Here is a 23,551-nt window from a genome sequence, read left to right on the forward strand (position 1 = left end):
GCCAAGGAGGGCGTCTGCGAGAATAAGCCTGAGTTTCTGAGAGATGGGAAAGTTGGCTCCGGCGGTAGGATTCGAACCTACGACCAACGGATTAACAGTCCGCTGCGCTACCGCTGCGCCACGCCGGAATAAGCCATACCTTCGGGAGACTTGCGCCTCTCTTCGCCGGGCTGTCTGAGCAGCTCTCGTCGGCGACGGTGCGTGGCATATAACACGAGTTTTGCAGGGTGCAAGCCCCTTTCGTAAGCGATCCGACAAAACAGGCAGTTGCTCTTTGGAAAAGCCCTTGCTATGCAGCAGCCGCCGCGTTCGCGGCACGCCCCGGATGGCCTCGTGGCGGAGTGGTTACGCAGAGGACTGCAAATCCTTGCACCCCGGTTCGATTCCGGGCGAGGCCTCCAAGTCGAATTTCTAAAGGCAATCTTCATGGTCGATTTCTCGCAAGCGCGCCGGATGATGGTTGATAGCCAGCTGCGCACTTTCGATGTGAACGACATCCCCCTGCTCGACGCCATGGATAGCGTGCCGCGCGAGATGTTCGTTCTCCCGGGCCGTGAAGAGCTTGCCTATATCGATCAGAATATCCTGGTCAGCGACGGTGCAACGCGCCGCTTCATGCTCTCGCCCATGAACCTCGGCCGTATGATCCAGGCTCTTGAGGTCAATGCCGGTGAGAAGGCCCTGGATGTGGCCTCCGGCCGCGGCTATGCCGCCGCCGTCCTCAATAAGCTGGGCGCCCAGGTTACGGCTCTTGAAGCGGATGAAGCCCTTGCCGCCGATGCCCGGAGCAGCTTGGCGGCTGCCAGCGCCGGCAACGTTCAGGTGGTGGTAGGCGCTCTCGATCAGGGCCATGCCGAGCAGGCTCCGTATGATCTCATTCTCATCAACGGCGCCCTTGATGTCCGCCCGGATGCGCTCCTGCAGCAGCTGGCGGAGGGTGGTCGTCTGGTTTGCGTGAAAGGCCGCGGCCGCGCCGCGCGCGCAACCCTCTATGTGCGCTCGGGCGACGCCTTCGGTGAGCGCACCCTGTTCGATGCGGCAGCCCCTGTGCTTGCGCCGTTCGTCCAGGAACCGGGCTTCACGTTCTAGATCCTTTCTAAATCCTTAATTTGCTTGCGGATAGTGTCGCTTTTTTGCGGCACCTCTCCACTAAAATTGTGCGATCGTCAGCGCGTTGTTGCCGACTCATCCATGATGGGTATTGTTGCGCTTTGAATCGTATGTGTGTCTTGTGAATCGGTTGCGGTCACGAGTTATGGGTATTCAGGGGTCTTTAGGCAGGTGAGCGTGGGCGGGAAACGAACCAATCAATCATATCGCATGCTCCTTGGGGCCATGACTTCGGTTTTCGTCCTCGCGGGGGCGAGCGGTGCTTCTGCCGAGACGCTTGAGAGCGCTCTGGCCAAGGCCTACGGCAATAACCCCAACCTGAATGCCCAGCGCGCCAACGTCCGGGCGACCGATGAGAACGTTGCCCAGGCGAAGTCCGGCTACCGTCCCACGATCACGGGCACGGCCGACGTCGGCCGCTCCTTCTCGCAATATGACAGCCGCCAACCGCCAGGCTTTTTTGGCGGCGGCGGGGAGCAGATCGACCGTCTTACCCCTCGCGGCTTCGGCGTGGAGCTCAACCAGAATCTATTCGACGGTTTCCGGACGGATAATTCCGTGCGCCGCGCCGAGTCGGGCGTCCTCGCCGCTCGTGAGGACCTGAGCACCACCGAGCAGAATACCCTGAATTCCGCAGCAACGGCCTACATGAACGTGCTGCGCGACACGGCCATCCTCGATCTCCAGCGCAACAACGTCGAGGTGATCGACGAGCAACTGCGCCAGACGAGGGACCGTTTCAACGTAGGCGAGGTGACGCGCACGGACGTGGCTCAGGCGGAATCCCGCCTCGCCGCATCCCGCTCTCAAGCGAGCCAAGCCGAGGCGAATCTGCGGGCCAGCATCGCACAGTACCGCCAGTTTATCGGTGTGGAACCTCAGCAGCTGGCGCCTGGCCGTCCCCTCGACAAGCTTACCCCGCGCTCGGTCAACGAGGCGCTCAGGATCGCTTTCGGCGAGCACCCCGCCATCAAGGCCGCCCAGCACGCGGTCGATGCCGCCGAGCTTCAGGTGAAGATTGCGCAGGGCGCATTGGCGCCTCAGGTCGGCGTCCGCGCCTCCGTCGCCCAACGCTATGATGTGCGGGAGGGCAATGACGAGGCGCTGACGGCTTCGGCCGTCGCCACCCTATCGGTGCCGATCTACGAAGGCGGTCAGGCCTATTCAGCGACCCGTCAGGCCAAGGAGCAGGTGGGTCAAGCCCAGCTTCAGGCCGATTGGGTTCGCGATCAGGTGCGGGCAGCCGTTGTCTCCACCTGGGGCGCGCTTGAGGCGGCTCGCGCTCAGATCCAGGCGGCTCAGGCCCAGATCGATGCAGCCGAGACAGCTCTCAGCGGCGTCCGCGAAGAGGCCCGCGTCGGCCAGCGGACCACGCTGGATGTCCTGAATGCCCAGCAGGAATTGCTGACTGCCCGCGTCAACCTGATCCAAGCTCAGCGAGACCGTGTGGTGGCATCCTACCAGCTGGTCCAGTCCATGGGGCGCCTGACCTCGCGTGCCCTGGGTCTCGCGGTGAATCACTACAATCCCAAGATTCATTACGAACAGGTCAAGGATCTTTGGGTTGGCACATCCACTCCGGATGGTCGTTGATAAGTTACGGGGCCAGGACAAATTAGTTCTGGCCCCGCTTGTTTTCTATGTTTCTGCGTTAATACTAAAAACATTCGCAAGAATGAGATTCTAAGAACACTATTTTACTGGGTGGGGCTATGGGTTCGATGAACCTGAAGGTCAATGAGCCATCGATGGAAGATATTTTAGCTTCCATCCGCCGGATTATTTCGGACGAGCAGGAGTCGGCTCAGGAGCCTGCCTTCGCAGATGCCGAGTCGTCGCCTTTGAAGACGGTTTTGGAGATCGCCGAGCGGCATGTTTCGTCCAACCTCTATCCGGAGCATCTGTCCGATGCTCCCGATGACCAGCCGCTCATCCAGGACGATCCCTTCGAGGAAGAGCGCTCCATTGCTCATTTCGCTGAGGCTCGGGAGTTGGCGCGTCCTGACACCCTTGCCACAGCGCAGTCTTCTCAAGTCCTGACCCAGCCATGTGAGCGGGATCCCGGCGATGCCATGATTTCCCGCATGACCGAGACGTCCGTTTCCGAGGCGTTCGGCAAGCTGAACGCGGTCCGGGCAGCCAGCCACTCTCCGACCGTCGAAGACCTGATGAAGGAAATGCTTCGGCCCATGCTCAAGGCATGGCTCGACGAGAATCTTCCGGCACTCGTAGAACGCTTGGTGAAGGCCGAGATCGAGCGAGTCACGAGAGGCTAGGCCGTTTCCGGCGGATAAGCCGCCGGTTGTCGTTCAAAAGCACAGGGTGGCAGGGGCAAGTGCAGCCTCCATGACCTTGGAAAAGGCTTCAGAGACCAACTTTTTCGTCCATCGGTTGACTTCCCTCGATCCGTCCGGTTTGTAGCCCTCTTGCTTGCGCGTTTGGCGCACCAACCGGCCGGTATCGCATCATGATGGATAAGACGTTCGACCCCGCTTCCGTCGAAGCACGCATCACCACTCGCTGGGACGAAGCCGAGGCCTTCAAGGCCGGAAGGCCGGATCGCAAGGGTGCAGACCCCTATACCATCGTCATCCCGCCGCCGAACGTAACGGGCTCGCTCCACATGGGGCACGCTCTCAACAACACGATCCAGGATATCCTCTGCCGCTTCGAGCGCATGCGCGGCAAGGACGTGCTGTGGCAGCCGGGCATGGACCACGCGGGCATCGCCACGCAGATGGTGGTTGAGCGCCAGCTCATGGAAAAGCAGATCCACCGCCGCGATCTCGGGCGCGAGGAATTCATCAACCGGGTCTGGGCGTGGAAGGAAGAATCCGGCGGACGGATCAAGTCGCAGCTTCAGCGGCTCGGGGCCTCGTGCGACTGGTCGCGCGAGCGCTTCACCATGGATGAGGGCCTGTCTCAGGCCGTGCTGAAGGTCTTCATCGATCTCTATAACCAGGGCCTGATCTACAAGGACAAGCGCCTCGTGAACTGGGACCCGAAGTTCCAGACCGCAATCTCTGACCTTGAGGTGATGCAGGTCGAGGTGAAGGGCAGCCTCTGGCATATCCAGTATGCCATCGAAGGCATGCCGGACCGTTCCATCACGGTCGCCACGACGCGTCCTGAGACGATGCTCGGCGACGTGGCGGTTGCGGTGCATCCCGAGGATGAGCGCTACAAGGATCTGATCGGCAAGTTCGCGATCCTGCCGCTGGTGGGGCGCCGCATTCCGATCGTCGCCGATGAATATTCCGACCCTGAAAAGGGCACGGGTGCGGTGAAGATCACGCCTGCGCATGATTTCAACGATTTCGAGGTTGGGAAGCGCCACAAGCTGCGTCTGATCAATATCTTCGGTCCAGAAGCGCAGCTGGCGCTTGCCGCCAATGAGGCTTTCCTCGAAGGCTTGAACCAGACGGACGATCTCCAAGCCGTCATGGCGCTTGACGGTCTCGACCGTTTTGAGGCGCGCAAGCGCATTGTCACCATGCTCGAAGAGCGGGAGATTCTCGTTCAGATCGAGCCGAACACGCACATGGTGCCGCACGGCGACCGTTCGAACGTGGTGATCGAGCCTTATCTCACGGACCAATGGTATGTGAACGTGAAGCCGCTGGCTGACCGGGCGCTGGCCGCCGTGCGCAACGGCAAGACCAAGTTCGTGCCGGAGAACTGGGAGAAGACCTACTTCCAGTGGCTCGAGAACATCGAGCCGTGGTGCATCTCGCGCCAGCTCTGGTGGGGGCATCAGATACCGGCTTGGTACGACGACCAGGGCAACGTGTTCGTCGCGCATTCGGAAGAGGACGCGAAGGCACAGGCACGCGCCAAGCACGGCAAGGATGTGGCCCTCACGCGCGATGAGGACGTGCTCGACACCTGGTTTTCCTCCGCGCTGTGGCCTTTCTCGACCCTCGGCTGGCCGGAGAAGACGCCGGAGCTCAACCGCTATTATCCGACCAACACGCTGGTCACGGGCTTCGACATCATCTTCTTCTGGGTCGCCCGCATGATGATGATGGGCCTGCACTTCATGGACGAAGTGCCCTTCGACACGGTTTATATCCACGCCCTCGTCCGCGACGAGAAGGGCGCGAAGATGTCGAAGTCGAAAGGTAACGTCATCGATCCGCTCGACGTGGCGGAGCAATACGGCGCGGATGCGCTGCGCATGACGCTGACTTCGATGGCCGCTCAAGGCCGCGACATCAAGCTGTCTGTCCAGCGCGTCGAGAACTACCGCAACTTCGCGACCAAGATCTGGAACGCCGCGCGCTTTGCCGAGATGAACGAGTGCAAGCGTGTCGCGGGCTTCGATCCGAAATCGGTGAAGGAGACACTCAACAAGTGGGCACTCAGCGAGTGCGCAAAGGCGATCAACGAGGTTGCTGCCGGTATCAAGGCCTACAAGTTCAACGAGGCGGCAGGTGCGGCTTACCGCTTCGTGTGGAACGTATTCTGCGACTGGACGCTGGAACTCTCGAAGCCGGTGCTGCAGGGCGCGGATTCTCCTGCCAAGGATGAGACCCGCGCCACCATCGCGTTCATCCTCGATGAGATCTGCAAGCTGCTGCATCCCATCATGCCCTTCCTCACGGAAGAACTGTGGGAGGTGAAGGGGCAGGAGGGGCCGAAGCGCGAGACCATTCTTGCTCTGGCGTCATGGTCGAACCTCGACCACCTCATTGATCCGCAGGCCGAGGCCGAGATCGGCTGGGTTGTGGACCTCGTCACGGAAATCCGCTCCGCTCGTTCCGAGACGAACGTGCCCGCTGGAGCCCAGATTCCCCTCGTCCTCGTCGCATCGTCAGCAGATGTGAAGGCCCGCGCCGATCGATGGGGCGATATCGTGAAGCGCCTTGCGCGCATTTCCGACATCTCGTTCTCTGACGCCGCGCCCAAGAGCTCGATCCAGCTCCTCATCCGCGGCGAAGTGGCGGCGCTTCCCCTCGAAGGCGTGATCGATCTCGATGCGGAGCGCGCACGCCTCGCCAAGGAAATCCAGAAGCTCGATGTGGATGTCGGCAAGATCGACGCGAAGCTCGGGAATGCGGATTTCATCAAGCGCGCGCCGGAAGAGGTCGTCGAGGAGCAGCGCGAGCGCCGCGAGGAAGCCCTGACGCGTAAGGCGAAGATGGAAGAGGCGCTTTCCCGCCTCAAGGACGCGTAAAATCTCGTTGTCGTCATGGCCGCAACAGGTGCGGCCATGACGCTGGGCTCAGCCCATTACGAAATCCACGAGCAGCTTGACGTTCAGCACGACGATCACGGCCGCGATCACACCAGCGAAGATAGTGAGCCAGCGGGGCGTTACCAACTCACCCATTTTCTGCTTTGAAGCCGTGAGCGTCACCAGCGGGATCACCGCGAACGGCAATTGCAGGCTCAGGATGACCTGGCTCAGGATGAGCAGTTTCGCTGTGCCTCCCTCGCCATAGGCGATGGTGACGGCGGCGGCAGGAATGATGGCGATACCCCGGGTGATGAGGCGGCGCATCCATGGAGCCATCTTGAAGTTGATGAAGCCCTCCATGACGATCTGGCCCGCCATGGTGGCTGTCACCGTGGAGTTGAGGCCGCAGCAGAGCAGGGACAGGCCGAACAGCATGGGCGCGATCGCGCTGCCGAGGATCGGCTGGAGCAGCGTATGCGCCTCACCGAGTTCCGCGATTTCCGTGCGGCCAGTGCTGTAGAACGCAGCCGCCGCAAGGATTAGCAGGGACGCGTTGATGGTGAGCGCGAACATCAATGCGATGGTGGAATCGAGCGTTGCGAAGCGCATGGCCTCGCGCTTTTCCGTCAACGTCTCACCATAGGCGCGGGTCTGTACGATGCCGGAATGGAGGTACAGGTTATGCGGCATCACCGTCGCGCCTAAGATTCCGAGCGCGAGATAAAGCATGTCGGGGTTGGTGACGATCTCGGTTGTCGGAGCAAAGCCCGTGATCACCGCGCCCCAATTGGGATCGGCCATGGCGATCTGAATGCCGAAACATACGGTAATCACGCCCAGCAATGTGATGATGAACGCCTCAACCCATCGGAACCCGAGATTCTGCAGATAGAGGATGAGGAACACATCCAGCGCCGTGATGACGACGCCGATCTCCAACGGGACGCCGAAGAGAAGATTGAGACCGATGGCCGTGCCGATGACTTCGGCGAGGTCCGTGGCGCAGATGGCGAGCTCCGCCAATAACCACAATCCCCAGGCGACGGGCTTTGAGTAGGCGTCCCGGCACGCTTGGGCGAGATCGCGGCCTGTTGCGACAGCAAGCCGGGCGCATAGCGACTGGAGCACGATGGCCATGATGTTGGAGATCAGCGCCACAGAGAGCAGGGCATAACCGTATTTGGATCCGCCCGCGATGGATGTCGCCCAGTTGCCCGGGTCCATGTAGCCCACGGCCACCAGGTAACCCGGCCCCATGAATGCGGCGGCGCGCCGCCATGTCGAGCCCGAACGAACCTTGATAGAGCGGTTCACTTCCGGGAGAGAGGGCAAGCTTACGTCTCGGCGCCAAGCTGCTTTGCGAACGAGGGAAACGGGGGCTGATTGATCCATGGTCACTTCATGCAGTTGCAAGTCATTTGCAATTAGAAAGTAGCGTGAGTTGCTGATGCTGGCAAGAGGACCTTGCAGGGGAACATTGTGGCAGTGGACAGGCGACTCATGAAACGACGGAACGAGAAGGATATTCGTTCCGTAAGAAAATGGCGTCGCCCGATGATCTGGCGGTAAAGAGGCCAGGGATCGGACCACCTTTGTTTGTCGAGCAAGGCTAAAGGAGAAGCTGTTCCTGCGTGACAAGCGGCCTAGGTTTTGCTCTAGGTTTTGGCAAAACCGAACCAGAATTCGGGTCCAAAGGGATGGCTATGCTTGAGAGTGTCCTCATCGCCAATCGCGGCGAGATCGCCTGCCGGATCATCCGCACCGCCAAGCGGCTGGGAATGCGCACCATCGCGGTCTATTCGGAAGCGGATGCGAATGCCCTCTTTGTCCAGATGGCGGACGAGGCTTATCTGATCGGCCCCGCGCCTGCCCGGGAGAGCTATCTCCAGATCGAGAAGATCATCCAGGTGGCGAAGCACGCGAAGGCGGCCTCCATCCATCCCGGCTACGGCTTCCTGTCCGAACGCGCAGAGTTTGCAGAAGCCTGCGCTGCCAACGGCATCGTCTTCGTCGGACCTCCAGCTTCCGCCATCAAGGCCATGGGCCTGAAGGATGCCGCAAAGGCTCTGGTGCAGCAAGCGAACGTGCCAGTGGTGCCGGGCTATCACGGGTCGAAGCAGGATCCCGACTTCCTGCGCCAGAAGGCTTACGAGATCGGTTACCCGGTTCTCATCAAGGCCGTCGCGGGCGGTGGGGGCAAGGGCATGCGGCGCGTCGAGAAAGCGGCGGATTTCGATGCCGCTTTGGAAAGCGCGCAGCGCGAGGCACAGAACGCCTTCGGCGACCCGCGGGTGCTGGTGGAGAAATACATTCTCTCGCCGCGCCACATCGAGATTCAGGTCTTCGCCGATACGCATGGGAACGTGGTGCATCTCTTCGAGCGCGATTGCTCGCTCCAGCGCCGCCATCAGAAGGTGATTGAGGAAGCTCCGGCCCCCGGCATGACGCCGGAAATGCGCCAGGCCATGGGACAGGCTGCCGTCGAAGCCGCGCGGGCTGTGGGCTATGTGGGCGCGGGCACGGTAGAATTCATCGCCGATGGGCGTGAAGGACTGCGTGCCGACCGGTTCTATTTCATGGAGATGAACACCCGCCTTCAGGTCGAGCATCCTGTAACGGAGGCGATCACGGGGCTCGATCTCGTGGAGCTGCAGTTCCGCGCCGCCTCAGGCGAGAAGCTGCCGTTCACGCAGGATGATCTCACAATCAATGGTCATGCGGTCGAGGCCCGACTTTATGCGGAGGATCCTGAAAAGGAATTCCTGCCTTCGACAGGAAAGCTATGGGCCCTCGAATTCCCCGAAGGCGAGGGCATTCGCGTCGATACCGGCGTTGAAACCGGCGCGGAGGTGACACCTTACTACGATCCGATGATCGCGAAGGTGATCGCGCATGGCGAGACCCGCGAAGAGGCATTATCGAAGCTCGCGGATGCACTCGGCGAGACAATTGTCGCTGGTCCTAAGACCAATGTCGCTTTTTTGAAAAAGCTCTGCGAGGCTGAAGCGTTCAAGGCAGGGAAGTTCGATACGGGCTTCATCGATCGCAATCTCGACGCTCTCGGGGCCGTTCCACAGGCCATCGATGCCGAAGTCGTTGCAGCCGGCATCGTAGACCTTCTGGATCAGCAGGAGACCGCAGTTCGCGCGGGGCCGATGAGAAACGCCCGTCGCGGTGCTGTCAAATGGACCTTGGACCCCTGGACGGCCTTCGACAGCTTCCAGCTCGGCGCCGAACGTCGTCTAGGCCTCAAAGTCCTGGTCGATGGCGAAGTCATGAATGCGGCCCTCAATTGGCAGAAGGGGCAAATGACCATCGCCATTCCTGCTCTCGATTACGTCGGCCACCCGGCAATGGGATGGAACGACGAGAAGCAGCGGCGCAGCTGTAAGAATGAGGTTGGGCAGATCATCCCGGCAGATCGCGAGCTGCTTCTCATTCATGAGGGACGCCAAACGCGTGTGGCCTTGCATGATCCTTTCGACGTCGATCTTGAACACATGGACGAGGGTGGATCGGTAAAAGCGCCGATGCACGGCAAGCTGGTGGCCGTTTTCGTGCAGCCAGGCGACAAGGTAGAGAAAGGCCAGCGCCTTGCCATCGTCGAGGCGATGAAGATGGAGCACGTGCTTGTTGCGCCCTCCGACGGAGAGGTGGCCGAGATCGCCGCCGAGCCGGGTGCGCAGGTGGCGGAAGGCGCGCGCTTGATTGTGCTGAAGGCGGAAGAGGAATAGGAGTGCGGCGGAACGCCGGATTTTCCATCCGCTGCGCGCATGGTTCAACACGCATATGGCTCTTCATCTGATCAAACTCTGCGTGGGTTGCGACTCCATCACCGATCTCGAGGAGTGGATCGAGGAGAACCGGGCGCATCACCAGAGGCTCGGTCGCGCCTACGAGCAGACGCACACCACGCGCATGGTGCCCAAGCGTGTAGAAGAACTCCTCGACGGTGGCTCGCTCTATTGGGTTATCAAAGGGCAGGTTGCCGCGCGCCAGAAGCTGTTGGATGTGCGTCCATTCACCGATGCGGACGGTATCGGGCGTTGCCGGCTCGTGCTGGAAGCTGCTGTGGTTCCCGTGTCGCCACGCCCTTACAGGCCGTTCCAGGGCTGGCGCTATCTCGCCGAGAAGGAAGCGCCGCGCGATATCGGCGGCAAGGGCGGCGATCTTGCCAGCATGCCTGAAGACATGCGACGAGAGCTGGCCGAACTCGGCTTGCTTTAACTTATGTGAATCGGGAGCGCATCATGAGGCGCCTCATCGTCCTTGCATCGTTTCTCCTCACGCTGACCGGATCAGCCGTTGCGAAAGAGTGCCGCATCCCCGAGCCGAAACCCGGACAGGCAATTCAGGTGCCGGATGCATGCAGGGACACGGTTCGCCCAAAAAACAAGCAGGATGAAGCACTCAAGAGCGACAAAGGCGCTATCGATCTCGGCTACGGAACCACGCTGCGCATCGGCGGACGCGTGCGGGCCGAAACCATGTGGAGAGATTAGACTTTTTTGCTGGGGACCGCGCTGGAACTTGGCTGCCTGGATTCGCATTGGCCTAGCAGTTCAGTTGAGTGGAGGTTCCGATGCTCCTGTCTGCATCCGAAGGCCGGCACTGGCGTTATGAAGTGTGTGAGCACGAGGACGGATATCTCGTCCAGATGCGCGATCTGACCACCGGAGAACTGGACGAGGATTTCTCCACGATCTTTCGAACCATGCCTGTCGCTTTCGCCTATGCCGAAATGTCGGCGGCATATGAGCGCTATGCAGCCTGTGAGCTGGAGCAGGTTCAGGACGAGCAGATTGAGTTCGACGTGGAAGCCACCGAGCGCCACTTCATCGATCTCAGCGATCGGCTTCACGATTCCGGGATCAACGGCATCGTCATCCAGGCCTGGGAGCGGGAAAGCCAGCGCGGCACGGCGCGTCTCCTCCACTGACATCACGAAGAAAACTTTCTTCCGGAAGCCGGCGCTTCGAAAGGGGCAGCCGGCTTTCGCTTGAAAAAGGTCTGGTGATTTACAAGCGCCTCGTCCCGGCCCACATCTAAGGGTAGGGATGAACACATGATGCTGCTTTATGGAATTGCCGCCGCTGCTCTCGTCTGGTGGCTGCTCAAAGTCTTCGCTCGCTCAGATACCGCGGCCGTCACCAAAGCTGTGAAAATCGTGGCCGGGATCTCGGCTCTCGGCGCCGCGGTGGTGCTGGGGGCAAAGGGGCAGTGGGCCACGGCGTTGCTGGTGGGCGGTTTTGGGGCCTGGATGCTCGGCTGGGGCGGCCTGCCGGTTCCCGGCTCCTGGGGCTCTTTCCAAAAAACATCGGGCCGCTATTCGCGCATCCGATCCGCCATGATCGAAATGGAGATCGACCATGGCACCGGCGCGGTGGAAGGCAGCGTCCTGGCAGGCAGCTTCGCCGGTCGGCGCCTGTCGAGCCTCGGGCCGGAGAATCTGCGCCGCCTTTACGACGAGTGCAGCATGCTCGATCCCGAGGGTGTGCCTCTTCTAGAGGCTTATCTTGATCGCCGGTTTTCCGGATGGCGTGAAGACGCTCAGGGAGATCGAGACACGCGGACGCGCACTCATGCGCAAGCGGGCATAATGACGAAAGATGAAGCCTACCAGATCCTGGGGCTTAAGCCGGGAGCGAGCCTCGACGAGGTCAGACATGCGCATCGCACGCTGATCAAGAAGCTCCATCCCGACCAGGGAGGGACGGCGTATCTCGCTGCTCGCGTAAACGAGGCGAGAGAAGTCCTGCTGAGCCGACATCGCTGATACTCCACGCGCGATCCGGTTATGAACTGCGACGGTACAAACACACGTACCGTCGCTCACTATTAGAGGCTGCAGAGATTAAAACTTCGTCTCAGCCGCGGGAGGCGAAGCAGGCCACGCCACTTTTCTTCAGCTGCTTGCAGGCCTGCTCGGCAGCACCCGATTCCTTGAAACCGGAGAAGCGGGCGCGGTAGAGCGTAGAGCCATTGGCGCTGACTTTCTCCGTGTAGGGAGAAGCCTTGGTCAGCACCTTGCCGAAGCGGCTGCGCGCCGAGGCAAGCATGTCCTTCGCCTTCTCCTCGTCATCCGTCGCGCCAAGCTGGATCACCCAGCCGCTGACGGCCTTCTTAGCCTCGGGAGCTTCAGCCTTCGGTGCTTCGACCTTGAGCGAGGCAACCTTCACAGGCTCAGCCTGCTGAACCGGGGCGGGTGCCTTGGTTTCGATCTTGGCCTGAAGGGCAGCCCTCTGCGTATCGGAGATCTTGTTCGGTGCGGCCGGAGGAAGAGCAGCATAGGCCTGGGCGTTCAACGGCAGCGGCTCGGAGCCTTTCTGCCAGCGTACTGAAGACGGCGTTGTCGTCGAGCTGGCACCAGATGCCGAAGCTACCACCGGGCGCAGGGTGTTCAGATCGAGAGGCTTGCGCTCCGGCACCGGGACGGAAGGAGCCTGGACTACGACTGCCTGCGGCGTTGCGGATGCCACCTGCACGGGAGCCTGTACAACGGGAGCTTTCTCAGCCACGGCCTCGACCGGACGCCTGACCGGAGCCGGTGCGGGTGCCGCTTCGGCGACCTGGATCGTCTGTGCGCCGCGCTCGACCACCGGCGGCGTGATGCGGGCGCCGGCATAGGCGCGCGGCAGGTGAGCATCGATCAGGCCCGCCATCTTCTGATCGCGGGACGCGCCGGAGCGGCCGCCGAGCACCACGGCGACGACGCTGCGGGTCTCGGTGTTGACCGAGGTCAGAAGATTGAAGCCGGAGAGGCGGGTGTAGCCGGTCTTGATGCCGTCCACGCCGTGCACCTTGCCGAGAAGGCGGTTGTGGCCGCGGATCGTGCGCTTGCCGTATTGGAAGGAGCGGGTGTCGAAATACGCGAAGTATTTCGGGAAACGGTCCTGGATCGCGCGGCCGAGGATCGACAGATCGCGGGCCGTGGTGATGTTCGGCGGCGTGTGGGGCAGGCCGTGCGGGTTGTAGAACTCGGTGGAGTTCATCCCGAGCTCCCGGGCCTTGCGCGTCATCATGCGCGCGAAAGCATCCTCGGAGCCTGCGATGTTCTCAGCGACCACGACGGAGACGTCATTGGCGGAGAGCGTCACCATCGCCTTGATCGCGTCCTCGACTTCGATGGTCGAGCCCGGGCGCAGGCCGAGCTTGGTGGGCGGCTGGCTTGCTGCGTATTCCGATACGGTGAATTGGGTATTCGGGGTGACGCGACCCCGCTCCATCTGCTCGAACAGCAGATAGAGGCTCATCACTTTCGTGATCGAGGCAGGGATGCGGGGCTCGTCGATGCTCTCGCCTTGCAGAATCTTGCCGGTCTTCGCGTCCACGACGATGGATGCGGAGGGAGGGCTGTAGCCGCCACCCTTGGAGCTTACCTTGCGGCGGGCTGCCTCGGCGGGGGAGGAGAAGGCTATGGCGGCTGAAGTGACAATACCAATAAACGTCCAAGCAGTTCGGCGTCGTACGCAAACCGAAGTCATGCTGAAATATCCCTGTTGAGTTTGGTCTCAAACCTCCGCGACCGGTTCCCAGAAAAGGGATTGTTGCCGGCGCAACACATCCTCTGAACGTAAGAGGATGCGGTTACGAGGGCGTTAACAGGGGCTGGTTCGAATGCATGCTTTTTTGTGCGATGCACAAAAACTCTTGACATATATTGTGCAGTGCACATAATGCATTCCGTCACTATTTCCCGGCACTTGGTGCCATTAAACGCCTTATTGTCGAGGTTCACAATGCTTCAGCCGTTTGCAAACTTGCAAAAGCTTGGCCAGGAAAACCTGGAAGCGACCATCAAAGCCGCGGGTGCCTTTTCCAGCAATGCCCAGGCCATTGTCAATGAAACCACCGATTTCGCGCGCAAGTCGTTCGAGCACAACTCGGCGACCGTCGAGAAGCTGATCGGCGCCCAGAGCCTTGATAAGGCCATCGAAGTGCAGACGGCTTACGCGAAGGGCGCTTACGAGAGCCTCGTGGCCCAGTCGACCAAGATGGGCTCGCTCTACACGGCGCTCGCCACGGATATGTTCAAGCCTTTCGAAGGCCTTCTGACCAAGGCTGTGAAGGCCTGAGACCCGGTCTGAACGCTTCAATCTGTTCTGAATGAAACGCCTGGCCGCCCACGGCCGGGCGTTTCATGTTTTAAGCTCTGTCCAGCCCTCGCTCGGTTCAGCCTCACGGGAGAGTGAGAAGATGTCGCGCTTCCCTGGGGCACTTTGCGCCCCCATCTGGTTGATCTAGCGAACCGAATGGAGCGACTATACATAGGACTCAACGCGCTGCGGCCTGAGCGGAAAGGCTGGCTGCAGGGCAGGGGCCAATAAGAAGGGGTCGGTCGGATTATCATGCTGCGGTTAGCTCAGGACACTTTGATCCGGTTGAAGCGGTCTCCACTCTCCGCTGCCGGCGGGTCACAGCCCCCTGGCGGCGATGATGATGGCCGCTCGAACACAGCGATCATCACAAAAGCCAAGCCGCGCACGAAACGGCCGAACCTTTACCGCGTTCTTCTTTTGAACGACGATTACACCCCGATGGAGTTCGTGGTGCATGTGCTGGAGCGCTTCTTCAACAAGAACCGAGAGGATGCGACCCGGATCATGCTCCATGTGCACCAGAACGGCGTCGGGGAGTGTGGAGTTTTTACTTACGAAGTTGCTGAGACCAAGGTGACGCAGGTGATGGATTTCGCCCGCAAGCACCAGCATCCTCTGCAATGCGTGATGGAAAAGAATTAGCCGAGAGACCCGTCTCATAAAGGACAAGCCGTTGCCGAGCTTTTCTCGCAGTCTTGAACAAGCCCTTCACCGAGCCCTCGCTCTTGCTGGCGAGCGCCGCCATGAATACGCAACCCTCGAACACCTTCTCCTCGCACTGATCGACGATCAGGATGCGGCCGCCGTCATGCGCGCCTGCAATGTCGATCTTGAAATTCTTCGCCGGAACCTGGTCGATTATGTCGACAGCGAACTCGCTAACCTTGTTGCGGATGGACGTCAGGACTCCAAGCCGACTGCCGGTTTCCAGCGCGTGATCCAAAGGGCCGTGATCCATGTCCAGTCCTCTGGCCGCGATGAGGTGACCGGCGCCAACGTGCTCGTCGCGATCTTCGCCGAGCGCGAGAGCCATGCCGCCTATTTCCTGCAAGAGCAGGACATGACCCGTTACGACGCCGTGAACTACATCAGCCACGGCATTGCCAAGCGTCCGGGCCTCACCGAGGGCCGCTCGCCGCGCGGCGCGGAGGAGGAAGCCTCCAACGAGCGCCCGACGCAGGATGAATCCGATACCCGCGGCAAGAAGAAGGGCGATGCGCTCGAGGCTTACTGCGTCAACCTGAACAAGAAGGCGAAGGACGGAAAGATCGATCCGCTGATCGGCCGTGAGGGCGAGGTGCAGCGGACGATCCAGGTTCTCTGCCGTCGCCAGAAGAACAACCCGCTCCTCGTCGGCGAGCCCGGTGTCGGTAAGACCGCCATCGCTGAGGGGCTTGCCCGCAAGATCGTGCAGGGCGAGGTGCCCGAGGTTCTGAAGGGCGCGACCGTTTTCTCCCTGGACATGGGCACGCTGCTCGCAGGCACCCGCTATCGCGGTGACTTCGAGGAACGCCTGAAGCAGGTGATGAAGGAAATCGAGCAGCACCCGAATGCGATCATGTTCATCGACGAGATCCATACGGTGATCGGTGCCGGCGCCACCTCGGGCGGCGCCATGGATGCCTCGAACCTGCTCAAGCCCGCGCTGGCTCAGGGCACGCTTCGCTGCATCGGCTCCACGACCTATAAGGAATACCGCCAGTATTTCGAAAAGGACCGTGCGCTCGTCCGCCGCTTCCAGAAGATCGACGTCAACGAGCCGTCTCTGCCGGACGCCATCGAGATCGTGAAGGGCCTGAAGCCTTATTTCGAGGACTTCCACAAGCTCAAGTACACCAATGAGGCCGTCAAGGCTGCGGTGGAGCTGTCGGCTCGCTACATCAACGACCGCAAGCTGCCGGACAAGGCGATCGACGTGATCGACGAGACCGGCGCGTCCCAGATGCTCCTGCCCGAGGGCCGTCGCAAGAAGACCATCGGCATCAAGGAGATCGAGGCGACGATTGCCACCATGGCCCGCATCCCGCCCAAGACCGTCTCGAAGGACGATGCGGAAGTGCTGGCGAACCTTCAGGAAACCCTGAAGCGCGTGGTCTACGGTCAGGACAAGGCCATCGAGGCGCTGTCTTCCGCCATCAAGCTGGCCCGCGCGGGCCTTCGCGATGCGGAGAAGCCCATCGGCTCGTACCTTTTCGCCGGTCCGACCGGTGTTGGTAAGACCGAGGTTGCCAAATCCCTTGCAGCTTCGCTCGGCGTCGAGCTCCTTCGCTTCGACATGTCGGAGTATATGGAGCGCCATACGGTCAGCCGCCTGATCGGCGCGCCTCCCGGCTATGTGGGCTTCGACCAGGGCGGTCTGTTGACCGACGGCGTCGACCAGCATCCGCATTGCGTGCTCCTGCTCGACGAGATCGAGAAGGCGCATCCGGATCTGTTCAACATCCTGCTCCAGGTCATGGATCACGGGAAGCTGACGGACCACAACGGCAAGCAGGTCGACTTCCGCAACGTGATCATCATCATGACCACGAATGCGGGTGCCGCCGACATGGCCCGTCAGGCCTATGGCTTCACCCGATCCAAGCGTGAGGGTGACGATACGGAGGCGATCAACAAGCTGTTCACGCCGGAATTCCGCAACCGTCTCGATGCGACCATTTCCTTCGGTCATCTGCCGAAGGAGGTGGTGCAGAAGGTGGTGGACAAGTTCGTCGCGCAGCTCGATGTGCAGCTCGCTGAGCGAAACGTTTCCATCGAACTCACCGACGAGGCCCGCGACTGGCTGGTGGAGCATGGCTATGACGAAGCCATGGGCGCCCGTCCGATGGGTCGCCTGATCCAGTCGACCATCAAGACGCCGCTGGCGGATGAGGTGCTGTTTGGGCGCCTGAAGAACGGTGGCGCGGTGAAGGTCATCGTCAATACGGACGAAATCGGCTTGCAGAGCCTCGGTTTCGAATATGTCGAAGGCCCGGTGAAGCCGAGGCCCGAGAAGGTTCAGACGGCCGCCAAGAAGAAACCCAAGGCTAAGTCTGCGTCTTCAAAGGCAAAAAAGTCCGTGAAGCCGAAGGGATCCGGTGGTAATGGGGGCGGAGGTATCCGCACCGTTCCTAAGGTTCCATTGGTTAGAGCATGACGAGTGAACTGCATCAGGCCCCCATCGAGGCCACCCGGATCATCGAGCCTCAGCCAAGGCAGCCTAAGCTGTCTTGGCGTGAGCAGCGCGAGTTGCGTCGGCGTCGGCGGGTTTGGTTTGAGGAAATACTCGGCTGGATCCTGGTGCCTGCCATCATCATCGGCTGCTATTGGCTGCTGAATGTGGGGCTTGCCGCCATGGGGAGCTCGCCTGAAGCTCTCATGGACGGGTTCAAGACCATCAGGGATGCTTTCTGACAAGCTCAGGGCATCGAGACTTGGTTCCTCAAAGCCGCATCGGCCCACGCCGATGCGGCTTTTTCGTCGAGGGCGGCCTCCAACCCCTAAAGCCATGAGTCCACTTTCTCTCTGTATGCGGTTACGCTGCGTCATGTGCCCGCAACAGGATTGAGAGGTCATCGTGACGAAACTGGTCGGAATTTCAGGAAGTCTGCGTCAGGCCTCATTCAACTCCGCTCTGCTGCGAGCCGCGGCAGGCCTCATGCCCGAGGGTGCCGAACTCGTCGTCGATACGATCCGTGGCATCCCTCTCTATGATGGCGACCTTGAGGTTGCGGAGGGAATTCCAGAGCGGGCCGCAGCCCTGAAGGAAGCGATTGCCGCGGCCGACGGGCTTCTTCTGGTGACGCCGGAGTACAACAACTCCATTCCCGGTGTATTCAAGAATGCCATCGATTGGCTTTCCCGCCCCGCCTCGGACATTCCGCGCATCTTCGGCGGCAAGCCTGTCGCTCTGATCGGCGCGTCGCCCGGCGGCTTCGGAACTATTCTATCACAGAACGCCTGGCTCCCGGTGCTGCGCACCTTGGGAGCGGATGTCTGGTCTGGAGGGCGCTTGATGGTTTCTCGCGCCCAAACGGTTTTCAACCAGGACGGGACTATTGCCGATCAGAAGATCGAGGGGCAGATCAAGACATACCTTGAGGGGTTCGTTGCCTTCGCCGCTTCTGCGCAGAGGGCTGGAATCCCTTAGGACTCATTGCTCCTCTCGATGCTTGAAAGGGGTGGCCTCTTCCAACTCCCCTGCAGCCTCCGATACGTAGGCACGCTCCTGGTCGAGATAGGCTTTCACGGCTCTGCGCAGCGACGGGTCGGCGATGTCATGGGCCGATGACGTAATCACGGGGCGATACCCGCGTGCGAGCTTGTGCTCTCCTTGCGCACCGGCTTCTACCCGGTCGAGCCCGCGTGCGATGGCGAACTCGATGGCTTGGTAGTAGCAGACCTCGAAATGCAGGAAGGGATGGTCCTCGATGCAGCCCCAGTTGCGCCCATAGAGCCGCTTGTCGCCGATGAAATTGATGGCGCCAGCGATGTAGCGGCCGTCGCGCTTGGCCATCACCAGCAGCACGCGATCGGCCATGCGTTCGCCGACAGCCGAAAAGAAGCGGCGATTGAGGTAGGGCCGGCCCCATTTGCGCGAACCGGTGTCCATATAGAAGGCGAAGAACGCATCCCAATGAGCTTCGGTGATCTCGGAGCCGGTCACCCATTCGATGGTGACGCCGTTCGCCAGCGCATCCCGCCGCTCCCGCTTGATAGCCTTGCGCTTGCGTGAGGCGAGGGCGTTCAGGAAATCATTGAAGCTGCCATAGCCCTCGTTGAACCAATGGAACTGCTGATCGTCCCGGCGCAGGAAGTTCTGGCCAGTCAGCGCTTCAAGATCGTTCTGCTGCAGGAAAGTGGTATGGATCGAAGAAGCGCCGATCTGGCCGCGCAGCGCCCTCAACCCGGCAATCAGGTGAGCACGGACATTCTCCGCCTGCGGTCCATTCGGTACGAGCAGGCGAGGGCCGGTGACGGGCGTGAAAGGTACCGAGACCTGCAGTTTGGGATAGTAGTGCCCGCCCGCGCGCTCATAGGCATCGGCCCAGGAATGGTCGAATACGTACTCGCCCTGGGAATGAGATTTGACATAGCAGGGAGCCGCGCCGAGGAGTTTTCCGCTCTCGTCCTCGACCAGCACATGCACCGGCGCCCAACCGGCCTTTGGTCCGACGCAGTCGGAATCCTCCAGTGCGGACAAGAAGGCATAGGACACGAAAGGGTTGAACGGATCGTCGTCGCCGGAGCCCGTATTCAGGGCACAGGCGTCCCAGGCAGTGGCAGAGACCGCCTTCAGGCCTTGGGCGATTTTGACTTGGAGCGTCACTGAATGGAGGGACCCCGCCTTATGAGCTAGAGCTAGTCACTCGGCGGGATCCTTGCAACACTCAGGGCAGAAAACCCTCGAACACCATCTGGTCCGCGTACTTCTCGGCCTTGGCGCGATCTTCCGGATTGCGCACGGTCCAGGTCATGACGGGCAAATTGCCGAGAAGCCTGCTCAGGTGGGTTGAGGCGCAGGGAAGGTCCTTCACGCGCCAGGACAGGAAGTGCGGCTGCATCGCTTCGAAATCCAGCAGGTTCGCCATCCGGTGCTTCTTCTCGGGCGTCAGGAAGCTGTCGGCTTTCGACGCATATTCGAGCTCGCCAATGAAACCGCGCGTGATATTAGGGGCGTGCTGTCGCAGGTAGGCCACGATCTCCGGATCGAAGGACTTGATCACGAACGGACCTTTGTAGTCACTCATGATCTCGATGACGCACTTTGTCAGGCGCATGTCGCCGTTGAACTTGCTCTTGATCTCGATCACGAGCGGAGTACGCCCGGCGATTTTAGCAAGGTAATCCTTCAGAGAAGGAATCTTGTCGCCGCCCATCGTGCCAGAAATACCAATACCGGTGAGGGTGGAAAGATTGCGCTCGGCAACGAGGCCCGACTCGCCGGTGAGGCGGTCGAGCTCAAAATCGTGGAACACGATGGCTTCGTTGTCGGCGGTCAACTGAACGTCGAGCTCGATGGGGAAGCCGCGCGCTATGGCGGCTTCCGCGGCCGAGATCGTGTTCTCGATGATGCCGTTTGCCTTATCATGGAGGCCGCGATGGGCGATGGGCTTCGCGACGAGCCAGCTGGGCGTGCTCATTTGACTTCAAACATTCCTTCGACTTCGACACAGGCATCGAGCGGCAGCTCCGCAACGCCGATGGTAGAGCGGGCATGGCGGCCCGCATCGCCGAGCACTTCGACCATGAGGTCCGATGCGCCATTCATGACGGGCGCGAGCGCGGCGAAGGTGGGAACGGCATTGATGAAGCCGCCCAGGCGCACGCAGCGCGTGACGTTGTCGAGATCGCCGACAGCGGCTTTGAGCTGAGCGAGCAGGTTGATGGCGCACAGGCGCGCCGCCTGCTGGCCGACTTCCGGAGACACTTCCGCTCCCACCTTGCCCTTGTGGGAATCTGCGAGCTTGCCATCCTGGCCGAGGCAGAGCTGACCGGAGATGATGACGAGGTTGCCGGTGCGCACGAAGGGCACGTAGTTCGCCACTGGGGCGGCGGGGGTCGGCAGGGTGATGCCGAGGTCCTGAAGTTTCTTGTCGACTGCGCTCATGGGAGCCCTCTGCTTGTAACAGTGTGGGGGATTAGTGGCGGATACCAATTAAGGACGCAAGCCGGAACATTGCCCTGTCCTCAAGGTGCGCCTATTTTGGCTCAGGCGACATCAGGAGTAGACATGCGTACCCTCATCGTGGCTGCCAGCCTTTCTTTCGCCATGCTTGGCTCCGCCTCGGCGGAAGCCATGAAGGCGCCGGTCCATCTCGTGCCACACAGGGCCGTGTATGACCTCTCGCTCCTGCGTTCGGGAGGCTCCAAGGGCGTCGAGACGGCGAGGGGGCGCATCGCCATGGAGTTCGCAGGTGATGCCTGCGAGGGCTACACGCTCAAATATCGCCAGGTTACGGTGCTCGAGAGCGGCGAGACAGGTTCACGCACGCTCGATACGCAGACCACGACGTTCGAGTCGGGCGATGGCCTGTCGATGCGCTTCAAGAGCACTTCGACGGCTCAGGGGCTTGTGAGGGATGGCATCGACGGCGATGCTCAGATGCGGCCGGACGGGTCTCTCGACGTGAAGTTCAAGCAGCCCCGCAACGAAACTTTCGAGGCGAAGGGCCAGCCGGTTTTCCCGACCGACCACATGAAGCGCCTTATCGATGTGGCGCGGCAGGGAGAGCGCAGCTATTCCGTCAGGGTCTATGACGGCTCGGGCGATGGCAAGAAAGTCTTCGAGACCTTGAGCCTGATCGGCAATCGGATCGAGCCGGGAGCAGGGACTAATCTGGAGGAGCCTGCCCGTCAGGAGGCAATGGCGAAGAGCGCCCGCTGGCCGATGACCATCAGTTACTTCGAGGAGGGCAGCGCCGACAGGGCGCCTGCCTACACGATCTCCTTCGAACTCTATGACAACGGGATCGCCCGCGCCCTGAAGATCGATTACGGCGACTTCGCTTTGCAGGGCTCCCTCAAGAGCCTCGATGTGCCAGCTGTCACGAGTTCCTGTCAGCGCTGAGGCTTGTTGCGAAGCGCGATGCCTTTCTGAAGGGCTGCAGCTCCGAACTTGTCACGGATCCTGTCGATCGCGGATTCCATCTGCGCCTGCCTGACGACGCTCTGATCGGCGAGGTCGCCGCGGTCTGCTTCGACTCCATCGCAGAGATCCGCCGCGCCGATGCCGATGAGGCGGTAAGCCGTGCCGTCGCAGGCCGCCTTCAGCAGCTGCCGCGCAGGCTCGAACAGACGGACGGCAAGCTGCGTGGGAGCTAAGCCCGAGCGGGTTCGAGTTATGAGGCGGAACTCCCGATCCTTGAGCTTCAGCGTCACGCTGCGGCCCGCAAGCCCTGCGGCCTTCAAACGGCGGGACACCTTCTCTGACAAACGCCAGAGAATCGGTTCGAGGTCGTCAAAAGATTTGAGGTCCGTATCGAAGGTCGTTTCGGCCGAGATGCTCTTGGTTTCGTGCTCCGGCGTCACTCGCCGGCTGTCTTCGCCGATGGCGAGGCGGGAGAGACGTTGGGCATCGCGACCCAGGGCCTCGAAGAGAGCCTTCAGTGGGATGTCCCGCAGATGATGAATTTGCGTCACGCCCACCTTCGCCAAGCGCGCTTGAGCAGCCGCGCCGATGCCGGGTATAATCCCGACAGGCTTGTCGGCGAGAAAGTCCGGAGCCTCCTCGCGTCCGATGATCGAGAAGCCCCGCGGCTTCTGGAAGTCGGAAGCGATCTTGGCGAGGAACTTGTTGTATGAGAGGCCGACCGAGATCGTGATGCCGATCTCCTTCTCGACCTTGTGCGCGAAGCGGGCGAGTGTCAGAGCCGGGCTGCCATGGTGGAGCCGCTCCGTGCCTGTCAGATCGAGGAAGGCCTCGTCGATGGAGACCGGTTCCACGAGGGGCGTCAGCTCCAGCATCAGCTCGCGAACCTCATGACCCGCCTTGCGGTATTTCTCGCCGTTGGGCTTGATCACCACCGCATGAGGGCAGAGCTTCAGCGCCTGGAACATGGGCATGGCCGAGCGCACTCCATAGATGCGCGCCATGTAACAGGCTGTTGACACCACTCCGCGCTTGCCGCCGCCGATGATTACCGGCTTGTCGGCAAGGCTCGGATCGTCCCGCTTCTCCACCGCCGCGAAGAAGGCGTCGCAATCCACATGGGCGATAGAGAGGCTATCACGTTCCTTGTGCCGCAGGAGGCGCGGTGATCCGCATGCATCGCAGCGATCCGCCAGGGGCGAAGCGGCGAGCGTCAGGCAATCGCGACAGAAGGGAGCGGTGCTCATAGGTGAGGATATTACTCGAATTCCGACGGCGAGAGGCTCCAGTGAGCCGCCATGATGTGCTCCGGCTTGGTGTCCAGTTCTTTGGCCAAGGCGAGAAGTAAAGGCTCGTCGGAGGCGACGTAATCCAGAATTCCGGCGAAAAATCCCGGCTGTGAGGCTGCGGAACGGATCGTGTCGGGCTGCAGCCCCGAAACGGCCAGAAAGCGGCTCATACGTTCCTCGTCGCTTGTGATGAAAGCGAAGGCGCTCAGCGCGATGGTCTCGGCCTCGTCCTTGTTCATTCTTTTTAAGGGAGTGTTCATGCTGTTGGTTTGCACTTCATCAATAGGTCGCGACTTAACTATAT

At 61.0% G+C, this 23,551-nt stretch carries 22 protein-coding genes and 2 tRNA genes; 16 read left to right on the plus strand and 8 right to left on the minus strand.

The features are described 5' to 3' along the window. Window positions 1-53 precede the first annotated feature (53 nt). Window positions 54-128 (minus strand) — tRNA-Asn (locus BLP10_RS19265). 199 nt (window positions 129-327) lie between these two features. Between BLP10_RS19265 and BLP10_RS19270 the strand changes: the two genes are divergently transcribed. The 5 genes from BLP10_RS19270 (at window position 328) to BLP10_RS19290 (ending at window position 6,286) form a co-directional block, all read left to right on the plus strand. Further along, window positions 328-401: transfer RNA gene (locus BLP10_RS19270), tRNA-Cys, on the plus strand. Between the two features lie 25 nt (window positions 402-426). Beyond that, window positions 427-1,089 carry a protein-L-isoaspartate O-methyltransferase family protein gene (locus BLP10_RS19275; RefSeq protein WP_091138312.1) on the plus strand — a complete coding sequence of 221 codons (663 nt, stop codon included), beginning with the start codon at window positions 427-429 and terminating at the stop codon, window positions 1,087-1,089. A gap of 231 nt (window positions 1,090-1,320) precedes the next feature. Beyond that, window positions 1,321-2,703, plus strand: a complete 1,383-nt coding sequence (locus tag BLP10_RS19280; RefSeq protein ID WP_091138314.1) for a TolC family outer membrane protein — start codon at window positions 1,321-1,323, stop codon at window positions 2,701-2,703. 155 nt (window positions 2,704-2,858) lie between these two features. Beyond that, complete coding sequence (locus BLP10_RS23890) at window positions 2,859-3,386, plus strand: DUF2497 domain-containing protein (protein ID WP_175493980.1); 528 nt, start codon at window positions 2,859-2,861, stop codon at window positions 3,384-3,386. 191 nt (window positions 3,387-3,577) lie between these two features. Then, the gene (locus BLP10_RS19290; RefSeq protein ID WP_091138319.1) at window positions 3,578-6,286 is read left to right on the plus strand and encodes a valine--tRNA ligase; all 2,709 of its coding nucleotides are present in this window, start codon (window positions 3,578-3,580) and stop codon (window positions 6,284-6,286) included. A 48-nt stretch (window positions 6,287-6,334) separates the two neighbouring features. Here BLP10_RS19290 and BLP10_RS19295 read toward each other — a convergent pair whose 3' ends face one another. Beyond that, the gene (locus BLP10_RS19295; protein WP_091138322.1) at window positions 6,335-7,681 is read right to left on the minus strand and encodes an Nramp family divalent metal transporter; all 1,347 of its coding nucleotides are present in this window, start codon (window positions 7,679-7,681) and stop codon (window positions 6,335-6,337) included. 311 nt (window positions 7,682-7,992) lie between these two features. On the opposite strand from BLP10_RS19295, the gene BLP10_RS19300 reads away from it, so the two are divergent. The 5 genes from BLP10_RS19300 (at window position 7,993) to BLP10_RS19320 (ending at window position 12,065) form a co-directional block, all read left to right on the plus strand. Next, the gene (locus tag BLP10_RS19300; RefSeq protein ID WP_091138324.1) at window positions 7,993-10,023 is read left to right on the plus strand and encodes an acetyl/propionyl/methylcrotonyl-CoA carboxylase subunit alpha; all 2,031 of its coding nucleotides are present in this window, start codon (window positions 7,993-7,995) and stop codon (window positions 10,021-10,023) included. A gap of 55 nt (window positions 10,024-10,078) precedes the next feature. Beyond that, window positions 10,079-10,516 carry a DUF1489 family protein gene (locus BLP10_RS19305; protein WP_091138327.1) on the plus strand — a complete coding sequence of 146 codons (438 nt, stop codon included), beginning with the start codon at window positions 10,079-10,081 and terminating at the stop codon, window positions 10,514-10,516. Window positions 10,517-10,539: 23 nt separating this feature from the next. Next, a complete protein-coding gene (locus BLP10_RS19310) occupies window positions 10,540-10,791 on the plus strand; it encodes a hypothetical protein (RefSeq protein ID WP_091138330.1) in 252 nt (83 codons plus the stop codon). Window positions 10,792-10,871: 80 nt separating this feature from the next. After that, the gene (locus BLP10_RS19315) at window positions 10,872-11,228 is read left to right on the plus strand and encodes a hypothetical protein (RefSeq protein ID WP_091138333.1); all 357 of its coding nucleotides are present in this window, start codon (window positions 10,872-10,874) and stop codon (window positions 11,226-11,228) included. A gap of 126 nt (window positions 11,229-11,354) precedes the next feature. Beyond that, window positions 11,355-12,065, plus strand: a complete 711-nt coding sequence (locus tag BLP10_RS19320) for a DnaJ domain-containing protein (RefSeq protein ID WP_091138335.1) — start codon at window positions 11,355-11,357, stop codon at window positions 12,063-12,065. A 91-nt stretch (window positions 12,066-12,156) separates the two neighbouring features. Here the strand turns inward: BLP10_RS19320 and BLP10_RS19325 are convergent, their stop codons facing one another. Next, window positions 12,157-13,773, minus strand: coding sequence for an SPOR domain-containing protein (locus BLP10_RS19325; protein ID WP_091138337.1), 1,617 nt, complete (start codon window positions 13,771-13,773; stop codon window positions 12,157-12,159). Between the two features lie 255 nt (window positions 13,774-14,028). Between BLP10_RS19325 and BLP10_RS19330 the strand changes: the two genes are divergently transcribed. From BLP10_RS19330 to BLP10_RS19350, 5 genes are all read left to right on the plus strand, one after another. Continuing rightward, a complete protein-coding gene (locus BLP10_RS19330; RefSeq protein WP_091138340.1) occupies window positions 14,029-14,364 on the plus strand; it encodes a phasin family protein in 336 nt (111 codons plus the stop codon). Between the two features lie 273 nt (window positions 14,365-14,637). Next, window positions 14,638-15,030, plus strand: coding sequence for an ATP-dependent Clp protease adapter ClpS (gene clpS / locus BLP10_RS19335; protein WP_175493981.1), 393 nt, complete (start codon window positions 14,638-14,640; stop codon window positions 15,028-15,030). Between the two features lie 31 nt (window positions 15,031-15,061). After that, the gene (gene clpA / locus BLP10_RS19340) at window positions 15,062-17,524 is read left to right on the plus strand and encodes an ATP-dependent Clp protease ATP-binding subunit ClpA (protein ID WP_091138343.1); all 2,463 of its coding nucleotides are present in this window, start codon (window positions 15,062-15,064) and stop codon (window positions 17,522-17,524) included. Beyond that, complete coding sequence (locus tag BLP10_RS19345) at window positions 17,521-17,781, plus strand: hypothetical protein (RefSeq protein WP_091138346.1); 261 nt, start codon at window positions 17,521-17,523, stop codon at window positions 17,779-17,781. Before clpA ends, BLP10_RS19345 begins: the two co-directional genes overlap by 4 nt. Window positions 17,782-17,944: 163 nt before the next feature. After that, the gene (locus BLP10_RS19350; protein WP_091138348.1) at window positions 17,945-18,517 is read left to right on the plus strand and encodes an NADPH-dependent FMN reductase; all 573 of its coding nucleotides are present in this window, start codon (window positions 17,945-17,947) and stop codon (window positions 18,515-18,517) included. A gap of 3 nt (window positions 18,518-18,520) precedes the next feature. Here the strand turns inward: BLP10_RS19350 and BLP10_RS19355 are convergent, their stop codons facing one another. The 3 genes from BLP10_RS19355 to BLP10_RS19365 form a co-directional block, all read right to left on the minus strand. Beyond that, a complete protein-coding gene (locus BLP10_RS19355; RefSeq protein ID WP_091138351.1) occupies window positions 18,521-19,696 on the minus strand; it encodes a GNAT family N-acetyltransferase in 1,176 nt (391 codons plus the stop codon). A gap of 61 nt (window positions 19,697-19,757) precedes the next feature. Then, entirely contained in the window at window positions 19,758-20,510 is a 753-nt protein-coding gene (locus BLP10_RS19360; RefSeq protein ID WP_091138353.1) for a glycerophosphodiester phosphodiesterase family protein, read from the minus strand. Then, window positions 20,507-20,977, minus strand: coding sequence for a RidA family protein (locus BLP10_RS19365; RefSeq protein WP_091138356.1), 471 nt, complete (start codon window positions 20,975-20,977; stop codon window positions 20,507-20,509). Before BLP10_RS19365 ends, BLP10_RS19360 begins: the two co-directional genes overlap by 4 nt. Window positions 20,978-21,100: 123 nt before the next feature. On the opposite strand from BLP10_RS19365, the gene BLP10_RS19370 reads away from it, so the two are divergent. Next, window positions 21,101-21,937, plus strand: coding sequence for a cell envelope integrity EipB family protein (locus BLP10_RS19370; RefSeq protein WP_091138358.1), 837 nt, complete (start codon window positions 21,101-21,103; stop codon window positions 21,935-21,937). On the opposite strand, the gene BLP10_RS19375 is transcribed toward BLP10_RS19370, so the two are convergent. Both BLP10_RS19375 and BLP10_RS19380 read right to left on the minus strand, forming a co-directional pair. Next, on the minus strand, window positions 21,928-23,205 hold the full coding sequence (locus BLP10_RS19375) for a DNA polymerase IV (protein WP_091138361.1): 1,278 nt from the start codon (window positions 23,203-23,205) through the stop codon (window positions 21,928-21,930). The two genes, BLP10_RS19370 and BLP10_RS19375, sit on opposite strands and share 10 nt — an antisense overlap. Before the next feature lie 11 nt (window positions 23,206-23,216). Then, a complete protein-coding gene (locus tag BLP10_RS19380; protein WP_091138363.1) occupies window positions 23,217-23,486 on the minus strand; it encodes a DUF3572 domain-containing protein in 270 nt (89 codons plus the stop codon). Window positions 23,487-23,551 lie beyond the last annotated feature (65 nt).

The organism is Microvirga guangxiensis (genome assembly GCF_900102135.1).
Classification (GTDB): domain Bacteria; phylum Pseudomonadota; class Alphaproteobacteria; order Rhizobiales; family Beijerinckiaceae; genus Microvirga; species Microvirga guangxiensis.

Excerpts from the sequence above, each read along its gene's own strand:
- BLP10_RS19290 (WP_091138319.1), top strand. The coding sequence starts at position 3,578 with ATGATGGATAAGACGTTCGACCCCGCTTCCGTCGAAGCACGCATCACC.
- BLP10_RS19345 (WP_091138346.1), top strand. The coding sequence starts at position 17,521 with ATGACGAGTGAACTGCATCAGGCCCCCATCGAGGCCACCCGGATCATC.
- BLP10_RS19315 (WP_091138333.1), top strand. The coding sequence starts at position 10,872 with ATGCTCCTGTCTGCATCCGAAGGCCGGCACTGGCGTTATGAAGTGTGT.
- BLP10_RS19375 (WP_091138361.1), bottom strand. The coding sequence starts at position 23,205 with ATGAGCACCGCTCCCTTCTGTCGCGATTGCCTGACGCTCGCCGCTTCG.
- BLP10_RS19300 (WP_091138324.1), top strand. The coding sequence starts at position 7,993 with ATGCTTGAGAGTGTCCTCATCGCCAATCGCGGCGAGATCGCCTGCCGG.
- BLP10_RS19370 (WP_091138358.1), top strand. The coding sequence starts at position 21,101 with ATGCGTACCCTCATCGTGGCTGCCAGCCTTTCTTTCGCCATGCTTGGC.
- BLP10_RS19365 (WP_091138356.1), bottom strand. The coding sequence starts at position 20,977 with ATGAGCGCAGTCGACAAGAAACTTCAGGACCTCGGCATCACCCTGCCG.
- BLP10_RS19380 (WP_091138363.1), bottom strand. The coding sequence starts at position 23,486 with ATGAACAAGGACGAGGCCGAGACCATCGCGCTGAGCGCCTTCGCTTTC.
- BLP10_RS19280 (WP_091138314.1), top strand. The coding sequence starts at position 1,321 with ATGCTCCTTGGGGCCATGACTTCGGTTTTCGTCCTCGCGGGGGCGAGC.
- BLP10_RS19305 (WP_091138327.1), top strand. The coding sequence starts at position 10,079 with ATGGCTCTTCATCTGATCAAACTCTGCGTGGGTTGCGACTCCATCACC.
- clpS (WP_175493981.1), top strand. The coding sequence starts at position 14,638 with ATGCTGCGGTTAGCTCAGGACACTTTGATCCGGTTGAAGCGGTCTCCA.
- BLP10_RS19360 (WP_091138353.1), bottom strand. The coding sequence starts at position 20,510 with ATGAGCACGCCCAGCTGGCTCGTCGCGAAGCCCATCGCCCATCGCGGC.
- BLP10_RS19275 (WP_091138312.1), top strand. The coding sequence starts at position 427 with ATGGTCGATTTCTCGCAAGCGCGCCGGATGATGGTTGATAGCCAGCTG.
- BLP10_RS19320 (WP_091138335.1), top strand. The coding sequence starts at position 11,355 with ATGATGCTGCTTTATGGAATTGCCGCCGCTGCTCTCGTCTGGTGGCTG.
- BLP10_RS19325 (WP_091138337.1), bottom strand. The coding sequence starts at position 13,773 with ATGACTTCGGTTTGCGTACGACGCCGAACTGCTTGGACGTTTATTGGT.
- BLP10_RS19295 (WP_091138322.1), bottom strand. The coding sequence starts at position 7,681 with ATGGATCAATCAGCCCCCGTTTCCCTCGTTCGCAAAGCAGCTTGGCGC.
- BLP10_RS23890 (WP_175493980.1), top strand. The coding sequence starts at position 2,859 with ATGGAAGATATTTTAGCTTCCATCCGCCGGATTATTTCGGACGAGCAG.
- BLP10_RS19330 (WP_091138340.1), top strand. The coding sequence starts at position 14,029 with ATGCTTCAGCCGTTTGCAAACTTGCAAAAGCTTGGCCAGGAAAACCTG.
- BLP10_RS19310 (WP_091138330.1), top strand. The coding sequence starts at position 10,540 with ATGAGGCGCCTCATCGTCCTTGCATCGTTTCTCCTCACGCTGACCGGA.